The sequence below is a fragment of the Leptospira fainei serovar Hurstbridge str. BUT 6 genome (assembly GCF_000306235.2).
GTDB lineage: Bacteria > Spirochaetota > Leptospiria > Leptospirales > Leptospiraceae > Leptospira_B > Leptospira_B fainei.
Genome location: NZ_AKWZ02000010.1, coordinates 698,882 through 724,179, shown reverse-complemented (window position 1 = coordinate 724,179; position 25,298 = coordinate 698,882). Strand labels below are relative to the sequence as shown.

At 42.9% G+C, this 25,298-nt stretch carries 25 protein-coding genes; 13 read left to right on the top strand and 12 right to left on the bottom strand.

From position 1 onward, the window contains the following. The first annotated feature begins 44 nt into the window (after positions 1-44). Positions 45-824, top strand: a complete 780-nt coding sequence (lpxA, locus tag LEP1GSC058_RS12510; protein WP_016549448.1) for an acyl-ACP--UDP-N-acetylglucosamine O-acyltransferase — start codon at positions 45-47, stop codon at positions 822-824. Next, positions 821-1,792, top strand: coding sequence for a UDP-glucose 4-epimerase GalE (galE, locus tag LEP1GSC058_RS12505; RefSeq protein WP_016549663.1), 972 nt, complete (start codon positions 821-823; stop codon positions 1,790-1,792). Before lpxA ends, galE begins: the two co-directional genes overlap by 4 nt. Here the strand turns inward: galE and LEP1GSC058_RS12500 are convergent. The 3 genes from LEP1GSC058_RS12500 to LEP1GSC058_RS12490 form a co-directional block, all read right to left on the bottom strand. Continuing rightward, positions 1,787-3,370 carry an aldehyde dehydrogenase family protein gene (locus LEP1GSC058_RS12500; RefSeq protein WP_016550172.1) on the bottom strand — a complete coding sequence of 528 codons (1,584 nt, stop codon included), beginning with the start codon at positions 3,368-3,370 and terminating at the stop codon, positions 1,787-1,789. The genes galE and LEP1GSC058_RS12500 overlap by 6 nt on opposite strands. Next, positions 3,367-4,746 carry a proline dehydrogenase family protein gene (locus tag LEP1GSC058_RS12495; RefSeq protein ID WP_039948359.1) on the bottom strand — a complete coding sequence of 460 codons (1,380 nt, stop codon included), beginning with the start codon at positions 4,744-4,746 and terminating at the stop codon, positions 3,367-3,369. The genes LEP1GSC058_RS12500 and LEP1GSC058_RS12495 overlap by 4 nt, the downstream gene beginning before the upstream one ends. A 241-nt stretch (positions 4,747-4,987) precedes the next feature. Continuing rightward, complete coding sequence (locus LEP1GSC058_RS12490) at positions 4,988-5,779, bottom strand: M15 family metallopeptidase (protein WP_016549844.1); 792 nt, start codon at positions 5,777-5,779, stop codon at positions 4,988-4,990. Positions 5,780-5,947: 168 nt separating this feature from the next. Between LEP1GSC058_RS12490 and LEP1GSC058_RS12485 the strand changes: the two genes are divergently transcribed. Continuing rightward, complete coding sequence (locus LEP1GSC058_RS12485) at positions 5,948-6,292, top strand: TIGR04452 family lipoprotein (RefSeq protein ID WP_016549501.1); 345 nt, start codon at positions 5,948-5,950, stop codon at positions 6,290-6,292. Between the two features lie 74 nt (positions 6,293-6,366). Here the strand turns inward: LEP1GSC058_RS12485 and recG are convergent, their stop codons facing one another. The 5 genes from recG to LEP1GSC058_RS12460 form a co-directional block, all read right to left on the bottom strand. Beyond that, a complete protein-coding gene (gene recG, locus LEP1GSC058_RS12480; protein ID WP_016549698.1) occupies positions 6,367-8,487 on the bottom strand; it encodes an ATP-dependent DNA helicase RecG in 2,121 nt (706 codons plus the stop codon). Then, on the bottom strand, positions 8,468-8,869 hold the full coding sequence (locus LEP1GSC058_RS12475) for a hypothetical protein (protein WP_016550451.1): 402 nt from the start codon (positions 8,867-8,869) through the stop codon (positions 8,468-8,470). Before LEP1GSC058_RS12475 ends, recG begins: the two co-directional genes overlap by 20 nt. Then, complete coding sequence (locus LEP1GSC058_RS12470; RefSeq protein WP_016549972.1) at positions 8,866-9,543, bottom strand: hypothetical protein; 678 nt, start codon at positions 9,541-9,543, stop codon at positions 8,866-8,868. The genes LEP1GSC058_RS12475 and LEP1GSC058_RS12470 overlap by 4 nt, the downstream gene beginning before the upstream one ends. 4 nt (positions 9,544-9,547) lie before the next feature. Further along, the gene (locus LEP1GSC058_RS12465) at positions 9,548-10,546 is read right to left on the bottom strand and encodes a metallophosphoesterase family protein (protein WP_016550719.1); all 999 of its coding nucleotides are present in this window, start codon (positions 10,544-10,546) and stop codon (positions 9,548-9,550) included. Between the two features lie 177 nt (positions 10,547-10,723). Next, positions 10,724-11,416, bottom strand: a complete 693-nt coding sequence (locus LEP1GSC058_RS12460; RefSeq protein WP_016549917.1) for a hypothetical protein — start codon at positions 11,414-11,416, stop codon at positions 10,724-10,726. A 175-nt stretch (positions 11,417-11,591) separates the two neighbouring features. On the opposite strand from LEP1GSC058_RS12460, the gene LEP1GSC058_RS12455 reads away from it, so the two are divergent. From LEP1GSC058_RS12455 to LEP1GSC058_RS12435, 5 genes are all read left to right on the top strand, one after another. Then, positions 11,592-12,593: an NAD(P)H-dependent glycerol-3-phosphate dehydrogenase gene (locus LEP1GSC058_RS12455; RefSeq protein ID WP_016550785.1), complete on the top strand. Its 1,002-nt coding sequence runs from the start codon at positions 11,592-11,594 to the stop codon at positions 12,591-12,593. Between the two features lie 164 nt (positions 12,594-12,757). After that, complete coding sequence (locus tag LEP1GSC058_RS12450; protein ID WP_016550178.1) at positions 12,758-15,262, top strand: tetratricopeptide repeat protein; 2,505 nt, start codon at positions 12,758-12,760, stop codon at positions 15,260-15,262. A 224-nt stretch (positions 15,263-15,486) separates the two neighbouring features. After that, positions 15,487-16,815: a hemolysin family protein gene (locus LEP1GSC058_RS12445; RefSeq protein WP_039948357.1), complete on the top strand. Its 1,329-nt coding sequence runs from the start codon at positions 15,487-15,489 to the stop codon at positions 16,813-16,815. Between the two features lie 36 nt (positions 16,816-16,851). Then, positions 16,852-17,388 (top strand): phosphopantothenoylcysteine decarboxylase, encoded by a 537-nt coding sequence (locus tag LEP1GSC058_RS12440; protein ID WP_016549349.1) that lies wholly within the window; start codon positions 16,852-16,854, stop codon positions 17,386-17,388. 23 nt (positions 17,389-17,411) lie between these two features. Beyond that, complete coding sequence (locus tag LEP1GSC058_RS12435) at positions 17,412-18,074, top strand: phosphopantothenoylcysteine decarboxylase domain-containing protein (RefSeq protein WP_016549989.1); 663 nt, start codon at positions 17,412-17,414, stop codon at positions 18,072-18,074. Here LEP1GSC058_RS12435 and LEP1GSC058_RS20585 read toward each other — a convergent pair. Next, positions 18,071-18,196 (bottom strand): hypothetical protein, encoded by a 126-nt coding sequence (locus LEP1GSC058_RS20585; protein ID WP_016550745.1) that lies wholly within the window; start codon positions 18,194-18,196, stop codon positions 18,071-18,073. The genes LEP1GSC058_RS12435 and LEP1GSC058_RS20585 overlap by 4 nt on opposite strands. A gap of 110 nt (positions 18,197-18,306) precedes the next feature. On the opposite strand from LEP1GSC058_RS20585, the gene murB reads away from it, so the two are divergent. The 5 genes from murB (at position 18,307) to LEP1GSC058_RS12410 (ending at position 22,896) form a co-directional block, all read left to right on the top strand. After that, positions 18,307-19,257 carry a UDP-N-acetylmuramate dehydrogenase gene (gene murB / locus LEP1GSC058_RS12430; RefSeq protein WP_016550364.1) on the top strand — a complete coding sequence of 317 codons (951 nt, stop codon included), beginning with the start codon at positions 18,307-18,309 and terminating at the stop codon, positions 19,255-19,257. A gap of 19 nt (positions 19,258-19,276) precedes the next feature. Further along, positions 19,277-19,855: a TetR/AcrR family transcriptional regulator gene (locus LEP1GSC058_RS12425; RefSeq protein WP_016549364.1), complete on the top strand. Its 579-nt coding sequence runs from the start codon at positions 19,277-19,279 to the stop codon at positions 19,853-19,855. Next, on the top strand, positions 19,834-20,637 hold the full coding sequence (locus LEP1GSC058_RS12420; RefSeq protein ID WP_016549835.1) for a GNAT family N-acetyltransferase: 804 nt from the start codon (positions 19,834-19,836) through the stop codon (positions 20,635-20,637). Before LEP1GSC058_RS12425 ends, LEP1GSC058_RS12420 begins: the two co-directional genes overlap by 22 nt. 271 nt (positions 20,638-20,908) lie before the next feature. Beyond that, positions 20,909-21,706, top strand: coding sequence for an SDR family NAD(P)-dependent oxidoreductase (locus LEP1GSC058_RS12415; RefSeq protein ID WP_016549699.1), 798 nt, complete (start codon positions 20,909-20,911; stop codon positions 21,704-21,706). Positions 21,707-22,173: 467 nt separating this feature from the next. Then, positions 22,174-22,896, top strand: coding sequence for a TetR/AcrR family transcriptional regulator (locus tag LEP1GSC058_RS12410; protein WP_016550726.1), 723 nt, complete (start codon positions 22,174-22,176; stop codon positions 22,894-22,896). An 11-nt stretch (positions 22,897-22,907) separates the two neighbouring features. On the opposite strand, the gene LEP1GSC058_RS12405 is transcribed toward LEP1GSC058_RS12410, so the two are convergent. From LEP1GSC058_RS12405 to LEP1GSC058_RS12395, 3 genes are all read right to left on the bottom strand, one after another. Next, positions 22,908-23,810, bottom strand: a complete 903-nt coding sequence (locus LEP1GSC058_RS12405) for a haloalkane dehalogenase (protein ID WP_016549664.1) — start codon at positions 23,808-23,810, stop codon at positions 22,908-22,910. Between the two features lie 134 nt (positions 23,811-23,944). Further along, positions 23,945-24,295 (bottom strand): DUF3147 family protein, encoded by a 351-nt coding sequence (locus tag LEP1GSC058_RS12400; RefSeq protein ID WP_016550424.1) that lies wholly within the window; start codon positions 24,293-24,295, stop codon positions 23,945-23,947. Between the two features lie 108 nt (positions 24,296-24,403). Then, on the bottom strand, positions 24,404-25,282 hold the full coding sequence (locus tag LEP1GSC058_RS12395) for a sterol desaturase family protein (protein WP_016549872.1): 879 nt from the start codon (positions 25,280-25,282) through the stop codon (positions 24,404-24,406). Positions 25,283-25,298 lie beyond the last annotated feature (16 nt).

Here is a 25,298-nt window from a genome sequence, read left to right as displayed (position 1 = left end):
AGGTCGTTTTTCGTATTCTCGAAGATTTATAGAGGCGAAACAGAATGAAAATTCACCCTACAGCCATCGTCGATTCAAAGGCGGAATTGCACGAATCCGTTGAAGTGGGAGCATATACGATCATTGAGAAAGACGTGGTCGTCGGCGAAGGAACGATTATCGAAACCGGAGCTCGAATTTTTTCCGGAACGAAATTCGGCAAATTTAATCACGTTTATCACGGAGCAGTTATCGGAGTCGTTCCCCAGGACCTAGGGTTCGATCCGAATACTCCTACTAAAACCCTTATCGGCGATAATAACACGTTTAAGGAATATTCTAATATCCATAGAGGAACCAAAGTCGATTCGCCGACCGTAATCGGAAATCGAAACTATATTATGGGAAATGTGCACGTTGGGCACGACTCCATCGTGGGAGATGATAATATTCTAACCCATGGATTGGTACTGGCGGGACACGTTACGGTTGGGAACAAGGCGTTCATTTCAGGATTGGTTGCCGTCCATCAGTTTTGTTTCGTCGGAGACTATGCGATGGTCGCAGGTTGTGCGAAAGTTGTTCAGGATGTTCCGCCGTTTACTACGGCTGACGGTAATCCCTGCACCATTATAGGGTTGAATACGGTCGGTTTAAAGCGGGGCGGATTTTCTCCCGAAGTTAGGGCAGCGATCAAGCAAGCATATAAAGTCATCTATCATTCCGGCATGAATTATCGCCAAGCTCTAGAAGCGTTAGAAAAGCAAGGAAATCACATTCCGGAAGTTCAAAGTATTATCGCATTTTTTAAAAACAGCGATCGCGGAGTCATGGATCACCGGTGAGGGTTCTCGTTACCGGGGGAGCCGGTTATATAGGAAGCCATGTCGTCGCTCTTCTATTAGAGAAAAATTATGAAGTTCTGATAGTGGATAACATGGAAAAGGGGAACGAAAAGAATCTTTTTCCTCAATGCGAGTTTTTACAAGGCGATATCCACGATCGTAAGATTTTAGAGAAAGCGTTCTCTAAAAAAATCGAGGCAGTTTTTCACTTTGCCGCCTGGAAGGCCGCGGGTGAATCGATGACAGATCCTAATAAATACGCGATGAATAATATTGCGGGGTCTATCCAGCTTCTGACATTCATGGAGGAGGTCGGAACGAAAAATTTTGTTTTTTCCTCCTCAGCCGCCGTGTACGGGGCACCGCAATACCTTCCTTTGGATGAAAATCATCCTTTGCAACCGGAGAATTATTACGGTTATACAAAGTTGGCAATCGAAGAAAATTTGAGATGGTATGATCGACTCAAGGGATTTAGATATGCCGCACTTCGGTATTTCAATGCGGCGGGTTACGATCCGCGCGGTAGAATTTTAGGGCTCGAAAAGACTCCTGCGAATTTATTGCCGATCGTCATGGAGGCGGCCGTGGGAATGCGCTCCGGTATGGAAGTATTCGGAACCGATTATGATACGGCGGACGGAAGTTGTATCCGGGATTATATTCATGTTAGCGATCTGGCGTCGGCCCACGTTTTGAGTTTGGAATATCTTCTGCGCGAAGGCAAATCCTTGACGGTCAATTTAGGAACCGGAAAAGGCCATTCAGTATTAGAAATTCTTAAATTGGCAGAAGAAGTGATCGGTAAGCCCATCCCCTATACGATATCCGGGCGTCGCGCGGGCGATCCGGCAAAACTATGGGCGAAGGCTGAACTTGCCGAGAAGCTTTTGGGTTGGAAATGCGCTTATAGCGACCCGAAGGTGATACTCGAGACTAGTTGGAAAGTTTATAAAGACTTGTTATAGTTCGGGAATGAAGCCTCGGCGCATCGTGTTTTCGGTTATGGAAACCGGCTCTAAAAATTGTTTTAAATAATCAGGTCCACCTGCCTTCGCTCCGACTCCGGAGAGTTTGAATCCGCCAAACGGTTGTCTGTCGACGATCGCTCCGGTAATGGATCGATTAATATATAGATTGCCGACCTCGAAGGAGCGCTTAGCCAATAGTATGTTATTAGGATTTCGTGAATAAACTCCGCCGGTAAGGGCGTAATCGACTCCGTTTGCGTACTCGATAGCTTCCTTAAAATTGCGAACTCTAAACATGGTTACGATCGGGGCAAAAAATTCGGATTGCCCTAGCTCGGAATTAAAATCGTTACTTTCTAATAGCAATGGATCCACGAAATATCCTTTCGATTTTAAATCCGGCGAGATTTCCAATTTTCGGTATAAGTTTGAATCGAATTTTTTCGTTAATCTTTCGATCCTTTCTTTCGATTCGGAGTCGATAACAGGCCCGATTTTTACTGACGGATCTTCGGGGGGACCGGCTTTCATGGAGAGCAAGGCTTCCGAAAACCGCTTACGAAAAATATCGTAGCAAGAATCCGATACGATCAATCTTGAAAGGGCGCTGCATTTCTGCCCCTGAAAACCGAATGCCGATTGAAGAGATCCGGCGACCGCTTCGTCTAGGTCCGCGTCCTCATCGACGATGATCGCGTTTTTTCCTCCCATTTCGGCAACGACTCGCTTGATAAATTTCAGATTCAATCCGGAAGTTTCGCGTATCATTTGCAATCCGACCGCTCTCGAGCCCGTAAAATTAACGGTGTGAACTTTCGGATGATTGACTAAATAAGAGCCGATCTCTTCCCCTTTACCGGGTAAAAATTGCAGAGCTTCAACGGGGACTCCGGCTTCGATCAGGATTTTAAATAAAGTCCAAGCTATCGCCGAGGATTGCTCCGCAGGCTTCATAATAACCGTGTTGCCGGTGACTAACGGCGCGATAGTCATTCCGCAAAGTATCGCTAATGGAAAATTCCAGGGCGCAATCACTGCAGTGACTCCCCTTGGACGATATACGAACGAATTGTCTTCTCCTTCGAGATTTCGGAATCTAGGAGAAGCGAGTTTATCCGATTCTTGTGCGTAAAATTCACAGAAATCGATCGCTTCCGCAATCTCTGCGTCGGTATCCTTGATGCCTTTGCCTACCTCCAGCAATATTAATGCAGTAAGTTCATCTTTAGATTTACGTAATATTCTGGCAGCGTTGCGGAGGATTTCGCTTCGTTCGAACGGGTCTCGTTCTCTCCAGGTTTCCGAAAAATCCGCGCATGCGGAAACCGCTTGTTCCGCCAAGCTTCTATCGGCGTATCCGATCAAAGCCACTTTTTCATTCAGATTCGCAGGGTTTAGGGCCGCGTGCGTTTCAGCTACAGTGATACTCTTTCCGTTTACGATCGGAAAAACTCGGAGAGGAAATCGGTTTCGAATGTCGTGCAATGCTTTATTCAACCTCTCTCGTTCTTCCAGGAGCGAGAAGTCTCGAATTGGCTCGTTTTTTAAAGCTTGCGAGTCGTTTCTAAAGTTCATGCGTTTGCCTTCTTATCAATTTCTAAAAACTTGGTTCTGTCGGTTTTCTTGGAGTAAATGTTCTTCAGAAAGCCTTCATTAGTCGAATTTTCCAATAATCTTCGAACTAAATATGCCATGCCAGGAATGACTTCCCCAATTGGAGAATATTCTCGGACACCGACGCCTAATTTCCTGAGCGCCTTCTTATACGGGTCTCCCATTCCATATAACATTTGAATTTCATAATCTTCTTTTGGAATCTTTAATTCGTCGGATAAGGTAAGAGCATAAGCGATACTTCGAATATTATGAGTTGCGAATGCGGGAAAAATATGAGGGTGAGATTTTAGAAGTAATTCCGTGCATTGCTCATAGTTGATATCGGTTTCGATTTTTGTAAGAAATACCGGCGGTTCCCACCCTTTTTGTCTGGATTGGACTATTTCGTATTCCCAGTAAGCGCCTTTTACTAATCGAACTGTCAGGGGGTATTTTCGATCTTTAGAAACTTCTATTACCCTATTTAGATCCCGTAAAGAGCTTCGAAGATAAGCCTGTATGACTAGTCCGAAATGCCGGTAATCCTGAAATAACGGTTCGGAAAATAGTTCCAATCCAGCGGTCAGTATAATTTCCTTTGTTTCATACTGTTCTAAATCCAAGTTCACGAAAATATTCTTGGACATCGCTAATTCGAAAATGGGTCGCAACCTGTCCTTTAACGCCGCAACCGAATCATCGAAAGCTAAAGGGTCGAGTTGCGAAAATAGAGCGGAGCATTTTACGGATACGTTCCCGTCGGCTTTTCTATTCGGTAAAAATGAGCTTAACTTTCGAAGTTTTTCATCGTTGGAAATATCTTTTATCAGAGTAAGATATTTTTGCGAATATTCGGCCGCTTCGGTCTCCGAAAGAACCGCTTCCCCTAAAATATCGATCGTATTAGATATTCCGATTCTATAACGTTCATATATCGTTTTTTTTGCTTGGCCGTAATTCTCCCCCACTATGAAGAATCGGGCAAAGAAAAGGAGCATTTTTCCTGTAATTTGAGCGAGCATGAAGGAGGAGAGCGGATTCGATAAGAGAACCTTTAATCCGAATTTTAATATAATAGGAAGTTCGGTCGGGCATTCGATAAAATATAAGCGAATATGATCCGAGATTTGTTTCCAGTTTTTTAAAGTGGGAAAAACGTCCGCAAAACGAAACGCTTGGACTTTCAAATTGGGTCGGTCATCCAAGATAGAAAGCGATTTGGAAAAAAAGGAATAAGAACTAAAAATCGATGCCTCGAACTTATCACTGGTCGAGAAGAGAGTAATCCCTTTTCGAATTACCTTTTCGTTCAATGAAGCGATTTCTTCGGAAATGATATCGGTTTTCACATTCATATTGCCAACAATTCTTAGACCGCCTTTATGCCCAGGAACGTTTCCGGTTCCTATAAACGATAAATGGAGAAGGAGATCTTTCCCGAAAATCGAACCTTTCTAAAAACAGGCAAAGAAGAATATTTTCTTTTCGGTTTTTTTCTTCGGAATGAAGGAAAACTAGATAAAAATTAAAATGTTCGAAACAAATTTTTTACGAACGCGTGATTTAAGCCGGGCAGTTTCGTTTTTCGACAGTTATTTAGCGAATTGACCGGCAACTAGGATTTATTGCATGGACGTATTCGAGAGGCAATTCTCCTAAAACGTTCGAGCCTAGGAATTTTCCGGACAAATTTAAGGTACCTTTTTTATAAGCCTCTTCCCAATCTTTTTGAAATTGGTTCGCTAATTTTGCGTAGGACCAATGCCATTTTTCTTCGTTGTATCCTTTATTTCCGCGCTCCGACTTGGGAGAATAAGGCTGACAGAAACCGTATTTTGAGGCGTTTTTTATCATCCATTGATAGAGCTTTTCCCCGCGCCCGCCTTTCTCAAAATAAGAATTTTCTAAAGCGTTTATATCTATATCGGTTCCCCAATGATGACGGGATGTTCCCGGTGCACTTGAAAATTCCAGGATTAACGTAACGATTTGAGTCGGCGATTTTCCTTGAACGGTTTCTCTCATCTTTCGTTTTCCGGTGAACTTATCCTCCCAGATACCTTTTTGATCATTGAAGGAACGTTGCGCGGATACGATGAATGGAATTTGTCTTTCTTCGGGATGATCCTTCTTATATGCGTCGACTAATCTTAGATAGGCGCTTAGAGTTTCCTTCCGCAAAAGGAATGCTCGGGAATCGCCGGGATTTTTATACGAAGCTAAAATTTTTTCGGAAGGAAACTGTCCGATTAGATAGGAGATCGGCAATTGTCCTAAATACGGATCTGATTCACTCTCGGCAAATCGGTCAGGAGCCGCTAAAAACACGATCGATAGCAAAATGAAAAAGAAGGAAAACTTTAAGGCCTGTGAACGCATATTTTCCATTTTATCTCGGACGAAAAGAGAGAAAAGGGATTTTTGTGAACGATGAAGAGCCGTTTGCTCGAACGCTAAGCGAAAAAATCAACGAATCCGATTCGGTTTAGAAAGAAATTGGATTGAAGTTCATTTAAAAACCGAAATTTCTTGTAAAAACTATTTAGGAGATTCCGGATGAAACGACTCGTCACTCTTTTTCTACCGCTCATGCTATTTATGAATTGCTATGTGATAGACAAGATCGGACTTACTATCCCTGAGAAAGTAAAAGGCGATGAGGCTAAGAATAGAATCGTAACGAGCGCAGTAATCGGCGCTTCCGTAAGTCCGAATTCTTCTTCGATCATCGCTTTGGTTTCCTACCAACTTGCCAACGTGGATGAAAGTAAATACTACAATAAAGCGGACGTCGACGATTGCGCAAATAGGGCGCTCTTGATTAACCTAAGTTCGCTCAAGATCGGGGGATTCGACTGTAATTTGGTGGCGGATAAGGTACTTATTCCCTACGTTTACTGATCATTCTTAAAGAGAGATCGATACGGTTGGAAAGCCTTCGAAAAAAGCTTCGGGGGCTTTTGATTTACATGCACTCAGTTGGAAAATAGGAGAGCTCCTTCCGTAAAACGATTCGAGATCTCATATTTTTCCAAATCCCCGATACTTCCGAATTTTTCCGCATCCTCTCTGCTAGCTTCTATCCATTCCCTATCTTCTCTCAGATCGGCGATTCTGAAGTCAGGCAGACCGCTTTGACGAACACCTAGGAGTTCCCCGGGACCTCTTAATTTAAGATCCGCTTCTGATAAAATGAAACCGTCGTCGGAATCCAAGAGGGCCTGAATTCGATACTTTGCTTCCTCGGTCGTTTGCGATTCCGATAAAAGTATGCAGAAGCTTTCGTGACTTCCCCGGCCGACTCGCCCGCGAAGCTGGTGAAGTTGAGAGATTCCGAATCGGTCCGCATGTTCGATAACCATCACGGATGCGTTGGGTACATCGACCCCCACTTCGATTACGGTGGTACTGACTAAAATCTGTATGGAATTTTGCTGAAAGGATTTCATCACCCTGTCTTTCTCTGAGGCATCCAATTTACCGTGCAATAGGCCGACGGAGAAATCCGGAAAGATTTCTTTTCTGAGAGTTTCATAGCCTTCGATGCAGGACTTGAGATCCGATTTCTCGGACTCTTCTACCAATGGATAAACGATATAACATTGGCGACCTTGAGCGACGTATTTGCGGATGGAGTTGTATACGCCGCCTCTTCTGTCGTTCGTAAACCAATGGGTTTTGATCGGTTTTCTGCCCGCGGGTCTATTGCGTAGAGTTACGAGTTCCAAATCGCCGTATAAAGTTAGACAGAGCGTTCTAGGAATCGGAGTGGCCGTCATTGCGAGAACGTCCGGGTTTTTTCCCTTAGCTCGAAGCTTCTCCCTTTGCTCCACTCCGAACTTGTGTTGTTCATCGATTATTACTAAACCGAGATCCTTAAATTCAACGTCGTCTTGAAATACGCTATGTGTCCCTATAATAAACGACGATTCTCCCTTCTTGATTCGGTATAATTTTTCCGCACGAGTCTTCTTGGGTTCTTTGCCGACCAAAAGTTCGATTCCTAAAAAAGGCATATTCCCTAAAAAATTCAGTACGGTTTGATAGTGCTGCCGAGCTAGGATCTCCGTCGGTGTGACCATGCACACTTGGATATTATTATCCGTGTAACGAAGAGCCGTTAACAAGGCGACAAGAGTCTTCCCGGAACCTACGTCTCCCTGCAAAAGGAAGGCTGCGGGTCTATCTGCTTTGGTGCCTTCCTCGATTTTAGCCAGACTTTCCTTCTGATCCTTAGTAAGCTGAAAAGGCAGATTCGAAATCAGACTCTTAGCCGTCGGTGATTCGGGCAAAGGCCAAAATACGCGAGGAATTTTTGCGCGTTGGGATTTTTTATATTCTATTAGTAAATTAAAATAATATAATTCTTCGTACTTGAATCTATTCCTGGCTTTCAACAAATTCCCCTCTTCTGTCGGGAAATGTATCTCTTTAAACGCTATCGCCCGTTGCAAAAGATTTCTTTTAGCTACGACTTCTCTCGGAAGGATTTCCGTTATTTTTCCTTCCAAAGTTTCCAAGGCCTGAAATACCAACCGTCTCAATCCTCTGGAGTCCAAATGCTCTTCTCGAAGCGCCTCTGTCGTCGAATAAAGCGGTATGATTCTTCCCGTATGAATCGATTCCGGAAGATCTTCCTCGCTTAATTCGGCGTTACCTCCATAAGAAAGAACTTCGTAATCCGGATGAATTAACTGAAAACCTCGGAAGTATTCCAATTTACCGGTCGCTGCAATCAGTAAACCCGATTGCAATATTCTTCGAAAATACTGAATTCCTTTAAAGAATACGAGGCTGACCGGTTCGTTATTTTTAGTTTTAGCGGAAACTACAAGTCTGGATTTTCTACCGTGAGCAAGGTAGGAATCTATTATTTCTAAAATAAGGGTTACCGATTCTCCCTGTTTCAGGAGAATATTTTCCGTAAGATTGCGATCCAGATATTTGCGAGGAAACCATAGTAAAAGATCTTGGAGCGTTTTTATTCCTACGGTTTCTAGGACTTCTTGCTTCTTTGGTCCTACACCCTTTAATATTCCTACCGGACTGGATAATCCGACAGTGGCGATTTTTTTTTCAGAGGCCGAGTTCTTCATCCTGGATAGGTCGTGGTGAAGGAGAATCTTTTCCGATTTCCTCTTTTACGGGACTCGAATCATCCAATCCGAGGTAACAATATCGGCAACCATAAATCCGTGCTTGTCGTTTGACGCCGGGGCTTGCCGGTTCGAAAAGCACGGCATAAAGGTATTCGTGCTTTTCTAATAATCTACCGCACACGGGGCAAATCCTAGGTCTTGGAAGATTCGGGTCCCAATTTCCGCCATAGACTTTTTTCGGATCCCCATATTCCCCATTTCGATCTTTCTTACGGAGAGCTTCTTTCTTATCCATGCGCTTGTTATCCACCGAAGCTAACGCATGAAAAAACAAGGCAGCCGCGCCCAGAGCCGCAACCAAAGTAAGAAAAGTGATCATTGCTTGAGATAATCCTTAATTTTGACGGCCATCGAACCGGGTAATTTTATTCCCTTTTCCTCCAATCTTCCCGCATATTTGTGAAACGAATATGTATGTTGAGAAGAAGTTATTATACCGTCAAAACACTCTTCGACCGATTTCGAAATGCTTGCCCAAAGAGGAAGGCGCTCTGAAATCATATTTTCGTACCTATGTAAAAGTTTGCGATTTACTCCTCTGCAAATGGATCGATAAAAACAGAATCGAATGATCAGCGCGGAGGATTCGTTTCCATCTGCGATATCTTTTTCGAGTTGGTTGAGGTTGATGCAATCGACGATTTCCAATTTGTAAGCATTGGAATTATGTTCGAAGGTGACCAAATTCAAAAACATATGTTTGAATAAGGAAATCTTATAACAATTTTCCAAACCGCATTCGCCCATTTTACTATCTTCGCAACGAGTGTACATCACGATATCGGTGTCGGAATCGACGGTAGCTTGCCCGAAATTAAGCGATCCTAAAATATCAAACGCGACTTCATCCCCGCCGTAATTAATCAGTTTGGAGAATTTCTTGAAATCTTCGATTCGTTCCCTGGATATTTTAGTCTCATGCGATCTGAAGAATTTCTTTAAGCCGATAAATTTTTTTATCGTTTCGCTATCTTTAAAACCGGGAAGTGTCATTTTGCTATCGGATAAAATCTTCCGCCGATACTTCCGATTCCGGATTTGCCCGGATAAGCGAAAGCTTATCTCCAGTGCAATCTATATCGAGAAGCCAGCGGATAGAGTGATCCGATAGTCTATTTAATTTTACATTTTTTACAAGATCGTTTTCTATTTCTAGTTCAGTAAAGAATCCGCCGGGTTGAAAACCGAAAACTGAATCAACCGGGCCGAAATTGGAGGGATTTAAAAAAATCGTTTTTCCTTTTTTTATGATTCCTTGATCCTCATGAACGTGACCGGAAACGACCAAAGAAGGGCTATTGTCGTCCAAATACCTACGAATTCCTTGCGATCCTACATGCCCAAAACTCGGAATTTTATCCAAATATCCGAACGCCGGGTTATGTATCACGACAACGTCAGGTTTTTCTTCATTGAAGAAATCCTCCGGTTCGCTGTAACTTTTTCCGTTCCTATTATATTCGTGAAATTTAACGGCTAATTTTTCCGGAATTCCGGAAGTGATGATCGGCGCGCCGCCATACCCGGCGAATTTTAGTCCGCCCATTTCGAACGTTTTTCTATGCAGATCCCTTTCGTACAGCGCAGTATATTGAAGATCGATATCGTAATTGCCGGGCAATAAATGAACAGGGGCTTTTGCGTACTTTTGTATGATTATCTCGATGAGTTCGTACTTCTCCTTCATGGTTTTTGAAGCCTGATGAAAGAGTCTCCGATATTCGTGCGATTTTTCTATGACTGCTGCGGGATATTTTTCCGGGAAGCGAACTGTTCGAGTCGCATAATCGTAAGGATTGATTTCTTCTTTTTGATCCTCCGTGATCAGATACATCTCTTCTTGGAGAGTCACGAATTCTATAATGCGCTCCGGATTGAAGAAGGCCTTGTAAATGATATCTCCGGAAAAAAGGTACAAATCACACTCGGTTCCGAGTAAGACTTCTTTTAGGCCTCGGAGGCCGTCATGAATGTCCGTGAGGTAAATTATCTTCATTAAGATCCTTTCCTATTGCACGGTAAACCGACTGAACACTGTTCGAGCCGTAATCAAACTAATTCTCCAAAGCCGCCAAAGAATGTCCAATCAGAAACCTAATTTTGCGACTCAAACTTTTTTAAGAATTCGAAGAAGAGTTATTTGAAATATAGAAAAAATCTCGTCCAAAGATCTTTAGTCTCTCCAGAGCATTAGAAGGCTGTCTTCGTTTTCGGATATCGGTTCAATTCGTAAATAATCCGGCCCGAAAAAATCTAAAAGCGGTTTTAGGATCGTGTTGGATCTTACGAACAGGAAAACATTTCCCTTTTCCGGTATGACTTTTTGGATTGAAACCTTGCCTGCAACTTCCGGAATTTCCGCTAGAAAATAATTTAAATCTATCCGAACCTCGTTACCGATCTCGGTGAGAGATAGTATTTCGGGAACTTCCTCCACGATTTGTTCCAGAATCAATCTTCGATGGAACTTAAAGACCTTAGAAAAAAATCGGATCGGGTCGAAGGATCTAGGATTATGATCGTATAAACGAAATGATTCGATCCGAAAAATCACTCTATTCCCTTCCACACGCACTGGGCGAAGCGAGAGTTTGAATTTTACGTAATCCGTTCTAAGAAGTCTGGACCAGGTTAGACCTTTGATGCAATAATGTCCCGAAAGTAATAGAATTCCGCTACCCGCATCCAGGACTAGCGACTCCAGATCTTCCGTCCCTTCGACGACTTTTTTCCGGAGGACTTTATTCAGGGAATGCAAAAGAATTGCGATGCGGTAATTGCTCTTCGTAGAGCTTTCAATGCGGGAAGAATTCCCTGATAATAGATCCAAGAGATTGAATCCCGGAAGTTTCCGCAAGTCCAGCATGGGAAGGACTAGAGTAGTAATTCTATTTACGACGGTAAACTCATTTCCAGGTTTTCTAAAATTTCAGAAAGAAAGAACGGGTAAGAGTTCCGGATTTTTTTCTTGCCGCCGATCGGTTTGCCGAACAGGATCATCGTTTCCTTAGAATCGAACAATATTTAGAAAGGGGTTTGGGATGCAGATCGGAGTTATCGGGTCGGGAAGTTTTGGAACCTCCCTCGGAGCCTTATTGGCTGATAAAGGTTACGAGGTGACCCTTTGGGCGAGAAACAAGGATTTAGTAAAGGAAATCAACGATCATCATCTAAACGAAAAGTACCTTCCGGGAATTCGCCTGCCGGATAATCTAAATGCAAGTCCGAATTTGGAGGATGCGGTAAAAAACAAGGATATGATCGTGTCCGCTCCTCCTTCACACGTAATTACCGATATTTTACGAGAAATCAAGGCATACTTACCTGAAAAAGCTCCCATCGTATCGGCGAGTAAGGGAATTGAAAATGGGAGTTTGAGATTGGTTTCGGAGATTTTCGAAGCCGAACTGCCGGGTAAATTTCATAGCCATCTGTCGTATCTTTCCGGACCGAGCTTTGCAAAGGAGATCGTGAGAAGAGTTCCCACTATCGTAAGTATCGCTTCAAAAAATGAAGCGACCGCCAGGAAAGTTCAGGAAATTTTCAGTTTTACCTATTTTAGAACCTACTGGACTCCCGATGTAATCGGTGTAGAGGTCGGGGGATCATTAAAGAACGTGATCGCGATTGCTGCGGGAGTCAGTGACGGGCTCGGGTTTGGGCAAAATACTAGGGCGGCGTTAATTACCAGAGGTTTGACTGAAATTTCAAGATTAGGCGTCAAGCTTGGAGCTGATCCGTTAACTTTCTTAGGTCCATCCGGCATGGGCGATCTGATTTTGACGTGTTGCGGCGATGCGTCTCGGAACCGGACCGTAGGCGTTCGGTTAGGAAGAGGAGAAAATCTAGAATCCATTTTGGGCGGAATGACCGAAGTGGCGGAAGGAGTTAAAACTTCCAAAAGCGGGTACGAGTTATCAAAGAAGCTAGGGATCGAAATGGCGATTACAACCGAAGTATATAAAATGCTTTACGAACATAAGAATCCGAAGGATGTTGTTAGGGACCTCATGAGCCGAGATCTCAAGAGAGAAGGACTCTGAAAGCCGAACGGCCCAAGAAACGAACTTCTTTGTACCGGCATTCTTTCCATAATTCCCTAGTTAATTTCGCGTTTCGCTTCGAACGATATCTCGTCATCTACTCGCTGCTTATCTGTTCGGCTTGTTCGTCATTATCTGCACAAACAAAAAACGATTTCGGTTGGGTGGGATCTCCGGGAAATTTTTCGCTTAATATCGAGGGAAAATCGGTATTCAATAAAGATTCCGATGTTTCAAAGTTTCCGGACGGTTTGAGTCTGCCTCAAAAATCGGAATACGTTCTCTTAGTCGGAGAGTATTTACTAGTAAATAAGGATTCCGTTAAGTTTTCCACTTTGATGAATTTAATTCATCAGGAAAAAGATCTGGGCTTTGCGGAAGCTCTTCTCGCCTATTTTCAAGATATCTATTTTTCTCGCAAAGGCACCGGAGAAAAAGTTCTAAAACTTTGGAATCCGCCTAATAATAACGCTTATACGAAACAGCTAACGGAGTCTCTACGAAACATTTTCTTCCATAAGAAGCCTCCCGAGAAAATAAAATGCTCGGGCAAGAACGAATATTATTCCTTATGCAGAGCTCTACGACTCGGCGCGTATCTTTCGGATTTCAAGCAAGGGGAAAACGATCATGGAAGAGAATATACGAACCTGCACCGAGTCTTAGCTCCATTTACCGAAGAATCGGAATTGAGACATATTCCGTTCCTTGGTCATTATCTACCGGGAGTGTCCGATTATTTAGCCGAACTAGGCTTGCCCAAAGATGCGATTCATTTCAGCAAAATCGGAATCGTGGCGGAAAATTTGGGCGGCCGAATGGTTTCACATTCTTATGAAAAACTGGCCTATTATTATCTAATCGACGGCGATTTTGCGGCCGCAGAGAAAGTCTTGAAGTACATCCTGGATCGACAAAGTGAATTGGCGCCGTCGTATAAAAATTCCATTTATTTAAAGTTGGGCGCGATTTCCTACTTATCCGGCGATAACGCAAAAGCTCTCGATTATTACTTGAATCTTGATTTTCTGGACTGGTCCACCCGGATTCTGCATCCGTTTCTGGGCGAGCCGATTTCGATTAATAGCGCGCGTGATTTGGTTTCGGTCGCGGTATGGAAATCCAAAAATTCATTTAAAGCTGTCGATGCTCTCAATTCGGTCAGCACTCCCAAGAATTTAACCGAGGACGATCTATTTACTCGTCTGCGCATTATACAAATATTATTTGAAGACGAGCCGGATGTCGCTTCCAAAATGGCAATGGATCTCAGCTTTCTCGCTCAGAGTAAGGGCTGGAGAAGAGTCGAATATTCGGCAACTCTCTTACACGGATTTCTTCAATTAAAAACTAATAATCTCCGAAAGGCCATCATAGAATTTACGAAAGCGTACGGCATTCTGAAAGATACGGATCCGTCTTATCGCGAGGAGTGGATTCGATTAAACGGTCTTTTTCTATCCCATCGTGAATCCACAAACATACGCGGGATTAAGGGATTTTTAGACCAGGCCATGAAAATAGCCGCCGCCGGATATACCGACGATAAGATTTACGAAATCAAGAATTATCTTCCGTTGGCTTACGGTACCAAAAATTTGGAAACGGCAGCGATAGATTTTTATACAAGGCACGGATACTTTTACGATTTATTATCTTTAATGATCCATTCCGAGACTAATTCCGATCTGGCGGAAGACGGCTCTCCTTTGGAACTTTCTTTGATTCGAACACACAATAGAATTTTAAAGTATAAAGGGTTTTATCCGCCGGGACGAGAACCATGGAAGTCCAGTTGGTCCGAAATTCGTTCCAAGGAAACGGTCCGAGTTCGGGAGGATTTCGATCCGTTTAAGAACATGAATTTAAAGAAAGTCGCCCATCCGGTTTTGGCCTTATTTCAAAAAGAGAAGAAATTGTATCTCTTTTCTAAAAACATCGACCATTCTTCAGAAATAGAAGTGAAAGAGTTGAATACGGGTAGCGTTTCGAGTTATTCGGCTCAATCGGCGCTTCGAACGGCAATCGAGACATTTTCGAAAAAAGACAAGATACAAGTTTATCTGAATCTTGCCGGAGTGGAGGCTGTGGAATATTTAAAGCGAGAATATCCGAACACCGACATCCAATTATTTCGCAGATTCGATAAACGGGATGAAGGCGATGTTGCGAAAAAAATTCTCGGTCCTTCCTGCGGTGAACCGTTTCCGAAAGTTTCCGTCGACGGGGATGGCCATCTTCCCTGGCATTCTTTTACGCCTCAATACTTCGACGGGGTTCGATTGCTTCCCGGAAAATCGGCTATGCTAATTTGGAATCTTGGAACCTATGGAAAGGCGCCGGACGGCTTAAAGGATTACGAATGGTCTTGCGGTAAGAGTTCGGTTTCCTTTCGAAAGTTAAAGCGAAGAATGGATTTTAGAAATTTACCGGACCGAATTTTATTTACTAAGGACTCGTTAAACGGAAGCGGTTGGATAGATAAATCCGAGGATTTCCTGGATTGGACTCGCTTCTGGCTTTCTGCAGGAACTCACAAAATGTATTACGTTCCGAATTGGGATCCCGGTTCCGAATCCGACATAAGTTTAGCGGAAAAATTCGCGCACGAAACCGGAGACTCTGTTCTCGGCCCAAAAGTTTTGAAACTTGTTCGGCATTTGGAATAATTTAGATTTGCGTCTTTTTGCATTCCATTAGGCGAATTTTTCATTTTTTTCATACCAAAACACTCGACACGGGATGGTTTTTAAGGGACAGTATCCTCAAGAAAGATGGACCCCGATAGTAGTAGCCGGAAAATTCCGGACCGACAAGGTCGTTACGAGACCAAAATTATTCCTTACCGCCTTACAAACTTAATTCAAAAATTTTTCGGAAATTCGAGTCGTTGATGGACGCGATCGGCTTTTTCGTAATTCTTATTCTTATCTTTGCCAACGGCTTTTTTGTGTCCGCTGAATTCGCGCTAGTTTCGATTCGGCCTTCCCGCTTAGAAGAGATGATTCGGGACAATCGTCCGCTCGCGCTGCTTACAAAAAAAGCGGCGTCGATGCTGAACGATATGCTTTCCGTCTGTCAGGTCGGCATTACGATTGCAAGTCTTCTATTAGGATGGGTTGGAGAGGGGTATCTGTCAGGATGGATCGAGCTGATTTTTCGATTCGTAGGAAATCCGGCCTCGGAACTGACCGTTCACGGTCTCGCGGTGGCGATCTCGTTCGCGTTAATTACCTTTTTGCATATTCTTTTGGGGGAACTGCTTCCGAAAACGATTGCAATCCAGAAAACGGAGCAGATCGCATTACTGACGAGTGTTCCTATTTTCTTTTTCTATTACCTTTTTTATCCTATTACGTTTTTCTTAAATGGAATGACGTCTCTGATTTTAAAATCGATCGGATTCAAAGAGGATGCGCATCGGATCATTCATTCACCCGAAGAATTGATGATTTTGATTCAGGAGCAAAATCGTCAAGGAACGATTGATAAGGAAGAATTCCAGATCATCCAAAATACCTTCCAGTTTTCGGAACATCTATCTAAGGATGTTATGACTCACAGATTGAGCATCGTGGGTGTTCCTGCAGATATGTCCATGGAAGCGGTCTTATCGGTCATCGCAGAACATCACTTTTCTAGATATCCCGTTTATGAAGGAACGACGGACAAGATTATCGGAATCATTCATGTGCAAGCGTTTCTCGCGTGGCTTTCTTCACCTAAGAGAAACAAAAAAGCGAAAGTAACGAACATCATGCAACCCCCGATATTCGTGCCCGAGAATATGTCGATTGAGAAAGTTCTGCAGAAATTAAGAAGCGCTAATCAACATATGGCCATCGTTATCGATGAATACGGTGGCGTCTCCGGATTGCTAACGCTCGAAGATATTATAGAGGAAGTTTTCGGCCAGATTAGGGACGAAACCGACGATCATGAAACGGATCCCGTGCCGAGTGATATTCCAGACGCGTTTGATATCGACGGCGAGACCGAGTTGGACGAGTTAAAAGAGATACTGACCGGCATCGAAGAAGAAACACTCAGCGACATAAGAACCATTGCGGGTTTTATCTTGGATAAATTGGAAGATATGCCTAAGGAAGGGACGGAAGTTCTGATTCCGGAAGGAAAATTGCGTGTGGAGAAGATGGACGGAAATAAGATTATGACCGTTCGTTTTACTCGACAATCACAACCTTCTTCTTTTGCGATTTAGGTTGTAACTCGCCGGTAAGTAGGAAATTCTGCTAACATGAACAAGAAGGATATCTTGATTGCCGTCTCGGGGAGTATTGCCGCATTCAGAGCTTGTGAATTAGTTCGAAATTTAACGAAAGAAGGATATCCGGTTTCGGTTATTATGACCGAGCACGCGACCAAATTCATCGGTCCGATTACCTTTGAAGCTCTAACAGGAAAGAAAGTCCGAGTCGACGAATATGAACAAGGAATGGCTCATATAGACGCCCGTAACTCCGCCGCGGTATTTGCGGTCGTTCCTGCAACTGCGAACATTATCGCGAAAATGGCAAATGGAATCGCGGACGACCTTGTAACTTCAACCTATCTAGCGGCGAATTGTCCGGTGATGGTCGCACCCGCTATGAATCCGAATATGTTCTTACATCCGAGTACGCAAAGAAATTTGAGACAATTACAAGTGGACGGCGTAAAAATCTTGGATCCACAAGAAGGCGTTGTCGTCTGCGGAGACGAAGGATACGGAAAGCTTGCCGATGTGGCCGTGATTCAAGCCGCGATCCTGGAAGCATATATTAAATTTGTATAATCTATTATAAAGATTTATATAAAATGAATATTCAAAAAATTGTAATCAGTTCCGGTCCTACCAGGGAATGGATCGATCCTGTTCGATTTATTTCCAACGCTTCGTCGGGAAAAATGGGCTTTTGTATTGCGGAATCCGCATCGGATTGGTCGGATAATATCGTTTATATTCGGGGCTTGACTCAACCGGAATACTCGAATCCTAAAGGAGCACGAGTAATATCGGTCGAAACCACTTCTCAAATGCAGCAAGCAATTCTTAACGAAATGGCCTCTAATACGGCGTTAATTATGGCGGCGGCTCCTGCCGATTTTCGGCCGCTGTCGAGTAGCGAAATGAAAATTAAGAAGGAAGACGGAGCTGAAACCATCTTTTTGGAATTAACCAAGAACTCCGATATTCTAGCGTCCGTCAGCGCCAAGGTGATTGCAGAAAAGTTTATCGATACGCTCATAGTCGGCTTTTCCGCCGAGACCCATAAGCTTGAAGAGCATGCGGTCGGAAAATTAAGGCGTAAGAACTTGGATTATATCGTCGGAAATTACGTAAGTAGAGAGGATACCGGTTTCGGAGATCGCGATACGAGCGTTATTATTTTCGGAAAAGACGGATCGAAAAAAGAAATCGGTCCCGCGTCGAAGCATGACGTTGCGAAGCAACTTATAGCTTATCTGAGAAATCGTTAAACCAGGCCGGCTAGCTTTTCTTGATCAAGCGCCAGGTTGATGACGGAATCAAAATACGTATCCCAGTCGGATCTCCCGGAAGCATAATCCTGGTATACTGATTGTAATAGTAGGTAGAACATATGCCTTCTCCTAAAAGAAAGTTCGGACCCTTAATTACGAAGCATGAGCGGTTTTTTTCCTTCTCGGCTTTTTTCTTGCCCATATATTAACTAAGGGAAACCTGAAAAAAGTGCCCATATTGGCTTCAGCTCAAATTCGGGAGCTAAAAGAGTCTCTCTCCCAAAAACGAATTCCTTTCCGGGAAAGCGTGGACCTCTCCGTACATTGCTCCTTTAAGATAGGCGGAGTATGTCCGATTGTCGCGGAGCCCGAATCCCCGGAACAGATTCAGGAATTGCTCAGGGTTTTTGACTTTTTGGAAACCCCGTGGAAAATTTTAGGGGGAGGAACTAACGTTCTGATTTCAGACCGCCCTAACGACTTAATCGTATTACGATTAAGCGGGTTATTTAAGGAATATGATGATTTGGGAGAGGGCTTATTTCGGGTGGGCGCGGCGACAAACACAACCCCAATTTTTCGACAAATCTCGCAGAAAGGATTCACCGGCGCCGAATTTTTGAGTACGATTCCCGGTTGGACGGGGGGCGCCGTTATTCAGAACGCGGGATGTTACGGAGGAGAATTTTTCGACCTAATTCAAGAGGTGGAATTCATACGCGACGGCGATATTATTAAACGAACCCCGAAGGAAATCCTTCACGGGTATAGATTTACGGAATTTCTGGAAAAGAAAGATTCGGTAATACTATCCGCGCTAATCCGACTGGAACGGGGAAATCTCGAAGAGATCGAAGCTTCTTTGAAGGAGAAGCGCGATAGACGAAATTCCTCTCAACCGCAGAATAAAAAGAGCGCGGGTTCTATGTTCAAAAACCCGAAAACATTCGAAAACGGAGTGGAAATAAAGGCCTGGCAATACATAGATCGAGTAGGATTGCGAGGTAAACTTGCGGGCGGGGCGCAAATTTCTCCGGAACACTGCAATTTTATCGTCAATGTCGGGGGTGCCAAAGCGAGCGACGTAGATACTCTTGTGAGAACAGTTCAGGAAAAAGTGGAACGAGAATGCGGGGTACGTTTAAATAGAGAAGTGGAATATTTTGGATCAGTACCTTAAACCAAGGATGGAAAAATAAATGGCGGTTAGAGATCCCGAGGATAAAAAAGAAAGAATTCTCAGTTCCGCTCTGCGCCTCTTTACGGAAAGAGGTTTTGCGGCAACGCCTATGCCCGAACTTGCAAAGGAAGCGGGAATTGGAGCCGGAACTATATATCGCTATTATAAAAGCAAAGAAGAGCTCGTAAACGAGCTGTATCGTTTTTGGAAATTAAAATTCCATGATGCCTTGCAGAAAGGTTTCCCCAAGAATGCATCGGCAAAAGAACGATTCTTTCATTTGTGGAAGGCTTTGGGAAATTTTTACCAAGAATATCCTGAATCGTTCGAATTCTTAGAATTGCATTCGCACTCTCCGTATCTGGACGAAGAAAGCAGAAAAGTCACTTCGGAAACGATGCAGCATTTAGCCGCATTCCTAGAGGACGCGAAATCTCGCGGGGAAGTTAGAACGGAACTAGGTTCTATGGAATTGGTATCTCTCTGCTATGGGGCGTTTGTCGGAATGGTAAAACTCGCTAAAGGAGGTTTCGTCAAGTTGGATAAAAAAGCCCTACTTCGTGCCGGAGAAATCCTTTGGAAAGGGATCGCGTCTTAGTTCGATTCAGCTTGGAAAGTCAGGGAGATTTTTCTTTGGATGTTCATCGTCGCGAAATTGTTTTTAACAATTACTTCCAATTACACGAGCTATTCTCCGAGTTATCGCAAGAAGATCCGATAAGAGGCCAAACATATTCTTTTTTTCCGAATCGATATTCGGACTGGCTTCGAAGAATTATTTTAAAGCCCGGTCAATTTTCGCAAAGGGATTTATTAATCGAGTTACCCGAGCTTATCCTTTCCGTCGGGCATCAGCTAGTGCTTAGTTGGGAGGAAAGTAAGGAAATTGCCGAAGCTTTGCTGAATTTGAATTATAAAATCTACGAATCCCAACTTGGAATGTTCTTGCCGAATTCTAAGCGGCTCGTACTTCAAGAAAAACTATCGGATCCAAATATAATTTTTAGAAAATTAACGGACGGTGATGAAATCGAAACTTGGTTATATTTGGTCAACGATGCTTTTGGATCGACGGATCAAAGTGAGTTATACCGCAGAGCATTCTCCGAAGAAGCTTTCCTTTTTTACGCAGCCTTCTGCCAAGATGAAATGGTTGCCACCGCCCTTACGTTTCAAAATCAAGAATCCGTCGGATTATACTCAGTCACCACTTCTCCGAATTATCGCAATCGTGGAATCGCTTCAAGATTAGTAGGAAAGATAATAACGGAAAGTGAATCCTCGCTTCCTTTTATCCTTCAAGCAACTAAAATGGGCAAAGGCATCTACGATAAATTAGGATTTCTTGAAATTGGAACGTTTCGTCACTGGCAAAAATAGTCCGAACGCCGCGGGTTTAACGTTCATCGGAACCTGCTTGGAATCATCAGGTCGATACTCTTCGATATTCCGTAAACAAAAGCCTGCGTATCGGCGAACCGAGATATTTTTTTAGGTTCCCGTATTTTCGGAATCACAACGAATTTTCCCGTAGATCGAATTGCAGATTTGTGATCGAAAGATTCGTTCAGCTATTGGAAAAAACTTGTTTTTTAAACGGAATGAATATTCATTCATTAATAGTTGACATTGAATAAGGAGGGAAAATCCAATGAGAAAACAAAATTGGACGGATCGTTTTGGCGGAGGTGCCTTAATTACCGGAGCATCCGGTGGTTTGGGAGAAACCTTTGCACGGAGATTGGCTGCAAAAGGGATGGATTTAGTGCTTGTTGCTCGCAGGAAGGAAGAACTAGAAAGAATCGCGAAGGAACTAAGGGCAAGCTATGGAATTAGGGTTGAAACCGTCGCACAGGATCTAAGCGCAGAGAATGCTGCGGAAAAAGTGTCCATGGCGACGGATCAGCTTAAGATTCCGATCGGATTATTAGTTAATAACGCTGGATTCGGAACGTACGGATATTTTGAAGAACTAGATTCTAACCACGAAACCAAAATGGTGGATTTAAACTGTAGAACGCCGGTGGCATTTACGGGAAAATTTCTCCCAGCCATGAAAAAACGAGGTAAAGGCGGTTTAGTCTTTCTTGCTAGTATTGCGGCTTATCAACCGACGCCTTTTTTTGCCACGTATGGGGCAACGAAAGCTTTTAATTTACTTTTTGGCGAAGCTCTTTGGGCAGAACTAAAGGGAACCGGAGTTCAAGTAATATCACTATCTCCCGGATACACGAAGACAAAATTTCAAGAGAATGCAGGTTATAATGGAACCGGCCCTTTCGGAATTTGGTCAACTCCTGAGGAGGTTGTGGATCGCTGCCTATCCAAATTGGGAGAGGGCCCATCTACAATTCCGGGGTTTTTGAATCGGGTGCTAGTTCAATCCATCCGTTTTACTCCGAGAAACATTGCCGCATTAGCGAGCTACGCAATCAGCAAACCTCGTTGAGGTTTATTTTTTCTTTCGGTACCATATATAGCGACTTTGGGGACTCCACACCGGAGTCCCTTTTTTTATTTTTCGTGCAAATTCCAATCTTATATGTCTGCACTCCCAATATATAAGATTGGAATTATTGATTCAGATAACGTAAATGATTTAAAGAGTTATCAATTGATCTTGGACATCGTTTCGTAATTTTGTTTGGTCAATGTGTTAAAGAAAGGAAATCGTTCCCGATTCTCTTGATAAGAATCAAACGAAGAATGAATCGACACTGACGAGAAAGTTTTTCTTACTGCTCATTCCATAATATTCGGTTCTGGAATGAGAGTTGTTTATTTACGTAAAAAATCTTTCATTCTTGACAGAGAGAGCTATGATTTTTAGTTTTTTAAAGACTTCTTTATTAATAAAGAAGATAACGTTAGTAAAAAATAGAAACAAATACAAAAAAATGATCAATCGGTGCCACGATGAAAGACAAAAACTTAGCGGAAGTCTACCACTATTATGTAGATAATGGTTCTGCTGGAAAAGAAAGCTCTTCCTCAGTTCGAGAAAGAGAAAATTTATTAGACAGAGGATTACCTCTGCGAAAGTCGAAAGAGCGAATTATTGACGCAGCACTTCAATTATTTTCGGAAAGGGGGTTTTTTGAAACTCATATTCCGGATATCGCTTTGCGCGCAAAGATTGGAGTTGGTACAATTTATCGAAATTTTCGGAACAAAGACCATCTCTTCAACGAGTCGTTTCGAAAATGTCTCTTCGAGTTTCTGACTTTCTTAGAAAAGGAAATCGTAGAACAATCGGATAGAAGAGAGAGATTTTTCTTGCTTTGGACTGGAATCAGCTCCTTTTCTAAGGCGAAGCCGAACGAATTCTTTTTTCTAAATCGATTTTTTAGCTCAGCGCATTTGGATGATGAGAGCTTGACGGAATTTCTCGGACTTAAATTCAGACTTGCCGTTTATTTTCGATCGGAAGAGGGGGACGCGTTTTCCGATACTTGCGCTTCATTAGTGCTCGGTTCATTTCTCGGTTTGATGCGATTGCAGTCGGAAGAATCCGGCTTTCCCGATCAGGAGATAATTCGTCGCTCCGCAGAAATTCTTTGGAGTGGTTTATCGCAAATGCACATTATGGACGAATCGCAAATTATGAAATCGGACGGCGAGGATCAGAATATAGGTTAAGCATCCGAGGTCTATACTGGATTGCTATCTACGAATTCGATTAAAATTGCGGCCAATTCTTCCCCTTTGTCTTCTTGAAGAAAATGCCCCGCATTTGTGATCGTAACATGCTTCTGACCCTTTGCGCCAGGGACAGCCCTTCTGAAGAAAATATCTCCGCCTTTGGTGATTGGGTCGGAATCGCTAAAGGCGGTAAGAAATGGTTTCTTCCATTGCCGGAGAACATTCCAGGCGTTTCGATTATCGATCGACGCATCATTATTAGGCGTTATAGGAACTAAAGTTGGAAAGATGCGAGCCCCGGTTTTGTAGGTCTCGTCCGGGTAGGGCGCTTCGTATCCATTCATTACTTCTTTCGAAAGTTTGGAAATGCATCCGTTTTGTATAATTCGACCGATCGGAAGAGATTTTACTTTTTGAGAGAAGTCTCTCCATTTTAAGAATTCTTCTTTCGGCGGAATATCGCCGGTAGGTAAAAATGTATTTCCGGCGCAGACTCGACCAAAACGATCCGGAAGTTCTGCGACTGCTCGTAGTCCGAGCAGACCTCCCCAGTCTTGACAAAAAAGAGTTAGATTGTCCAATTTTGTCTGAAGTAAAAAAGATTTTAGCCACTCGACATGCTGCTTATAAGTGAAAACGGCCGGATCTGTAGGTTTGTCCGATTTTCCGAATCCGATTAAATCCGGCACCACGACCCTATAGCCGGCGTTTATTAAAGGTGGAACCATTTTGCGATACAAAAAAGACCAGGAGGGCTCGCCGTGTAAAAGTAAAAGGGTTTCCTTTGCATTTGCATTCCCCTCATCCAAATAATGCATCCTAAATGAGTCTAGTTGAACATAGTTCGGACGGAATGGATAGTTTGGAAGATTAACGAAATTTTCTTCGGGAGTTCTCAGGAAGTCTTTCATTTTAAGGGTTCCGCCGTTTTATCCGTAAATTGTCAGCGGATTGTAATCGTTTGTTTACGAGTTTCAAGTTTTTTTCTTTCCCGTTTCAGCCCCAATGCTCATAAATCAGGATCCGGAAAAATGCCATTAATGAATTAAAGAAGTTTAATGCCGAATCTGCCGGATAGGTATCCGAAAAGAAAAAAAAGGAGAACCGTACCGACTATGCAGATCGCCAAGGAGGGCCAAAAATCGAATCTTTGATTTAGTTTCGGAAAAATTAAAAACATCGGAAGAGTAGGAAGAACATACCAAAAAGTATAGTATGCATGATTTGAGATTTTTTCCGATGAAGCATTATCAATCTTAAGCCAAATTAACGTTAAAATCGTTATTATCGGGAGGGCAGCTAAAAAGCCGCCCAGTCTTTCGTTTCTTCTTGCTACTTCCGATATCAATACGATCAGAAGCGACGTCAAAAAATATTTAAACAGTAAATACGACATTTCAATTCGTTGGTCCCTAAGAGCTAAATTTTACCGACGACCGGACTGAGTCACGGATATTTATTCTAGAATTACGAATCGATAGGGATTTTAGGATAATCATTATCGCTATAACTCGGAGTTATTTCCTAATTTTGTAAATGGAAGCGACATTACGGCTATCAGCTGACTACTATTCGGATAGTTCTCAGGTTCAGGTACGCCGAGTTTTTCCGGAATGCTTTCCGATCGATAAACGAAAGTTCCAAACACAATGTCCCAAAGACTTAGGAATGTTCCATAATTTTTAGCTTCGTCCAAATTCGCACTGTGATGAAACCGATGGAGTTCGGTTCCTATAAAAATATAGTTTAGAGGGCCAGCTTTTATATTCACATTGAAGTGCGAAAATAATTCGTGTAGTCCGAGCAGAACATTAAAGATAAAGATAGATTCAGGGCGGCAACCTAATAGAAGGAAGGTTCCTTGTATGATTACTTGTATTACTATAGTATTGATCGGATGTAGAACCGGATGCATGAGAAGATAAACTCGATCGGGTAAATGATGAGCCACATGAATACTCCAGAGCCATTTGCCGATCCAACCTTTTCCTTCGTGACTTATTCGGTGATACCAATATTGTCCGAATTCGAAGATTACAGCTATTGCGACCGACTCTATAATGAACGATGAATCGCGGAATAACCCTTTATTTTCGCGGCTTAGTGCAATCGCTATAAATGCAAAAAAGAATTTCACTGCATTTATTGAGAGAATCGTAACGGACATCCATTTTAAATCCCGCACAAAAGATTTTTTGGTCATCTTCCATTCTTGCTTAAGTGGAAATACGAATTCAACGATCAATAAAACGATCGCGTTGAATCCGCTGATCCAAATGAAGGCATATTTTAACTCCCAGCTTAAAACGAGAGCCGCTCCAATGAATCCGATATTCAAGGATAGCAGAACCGGATACAGGAAATATGTAATTAATTTGTTCATAGAGTTTTAGTCCCCT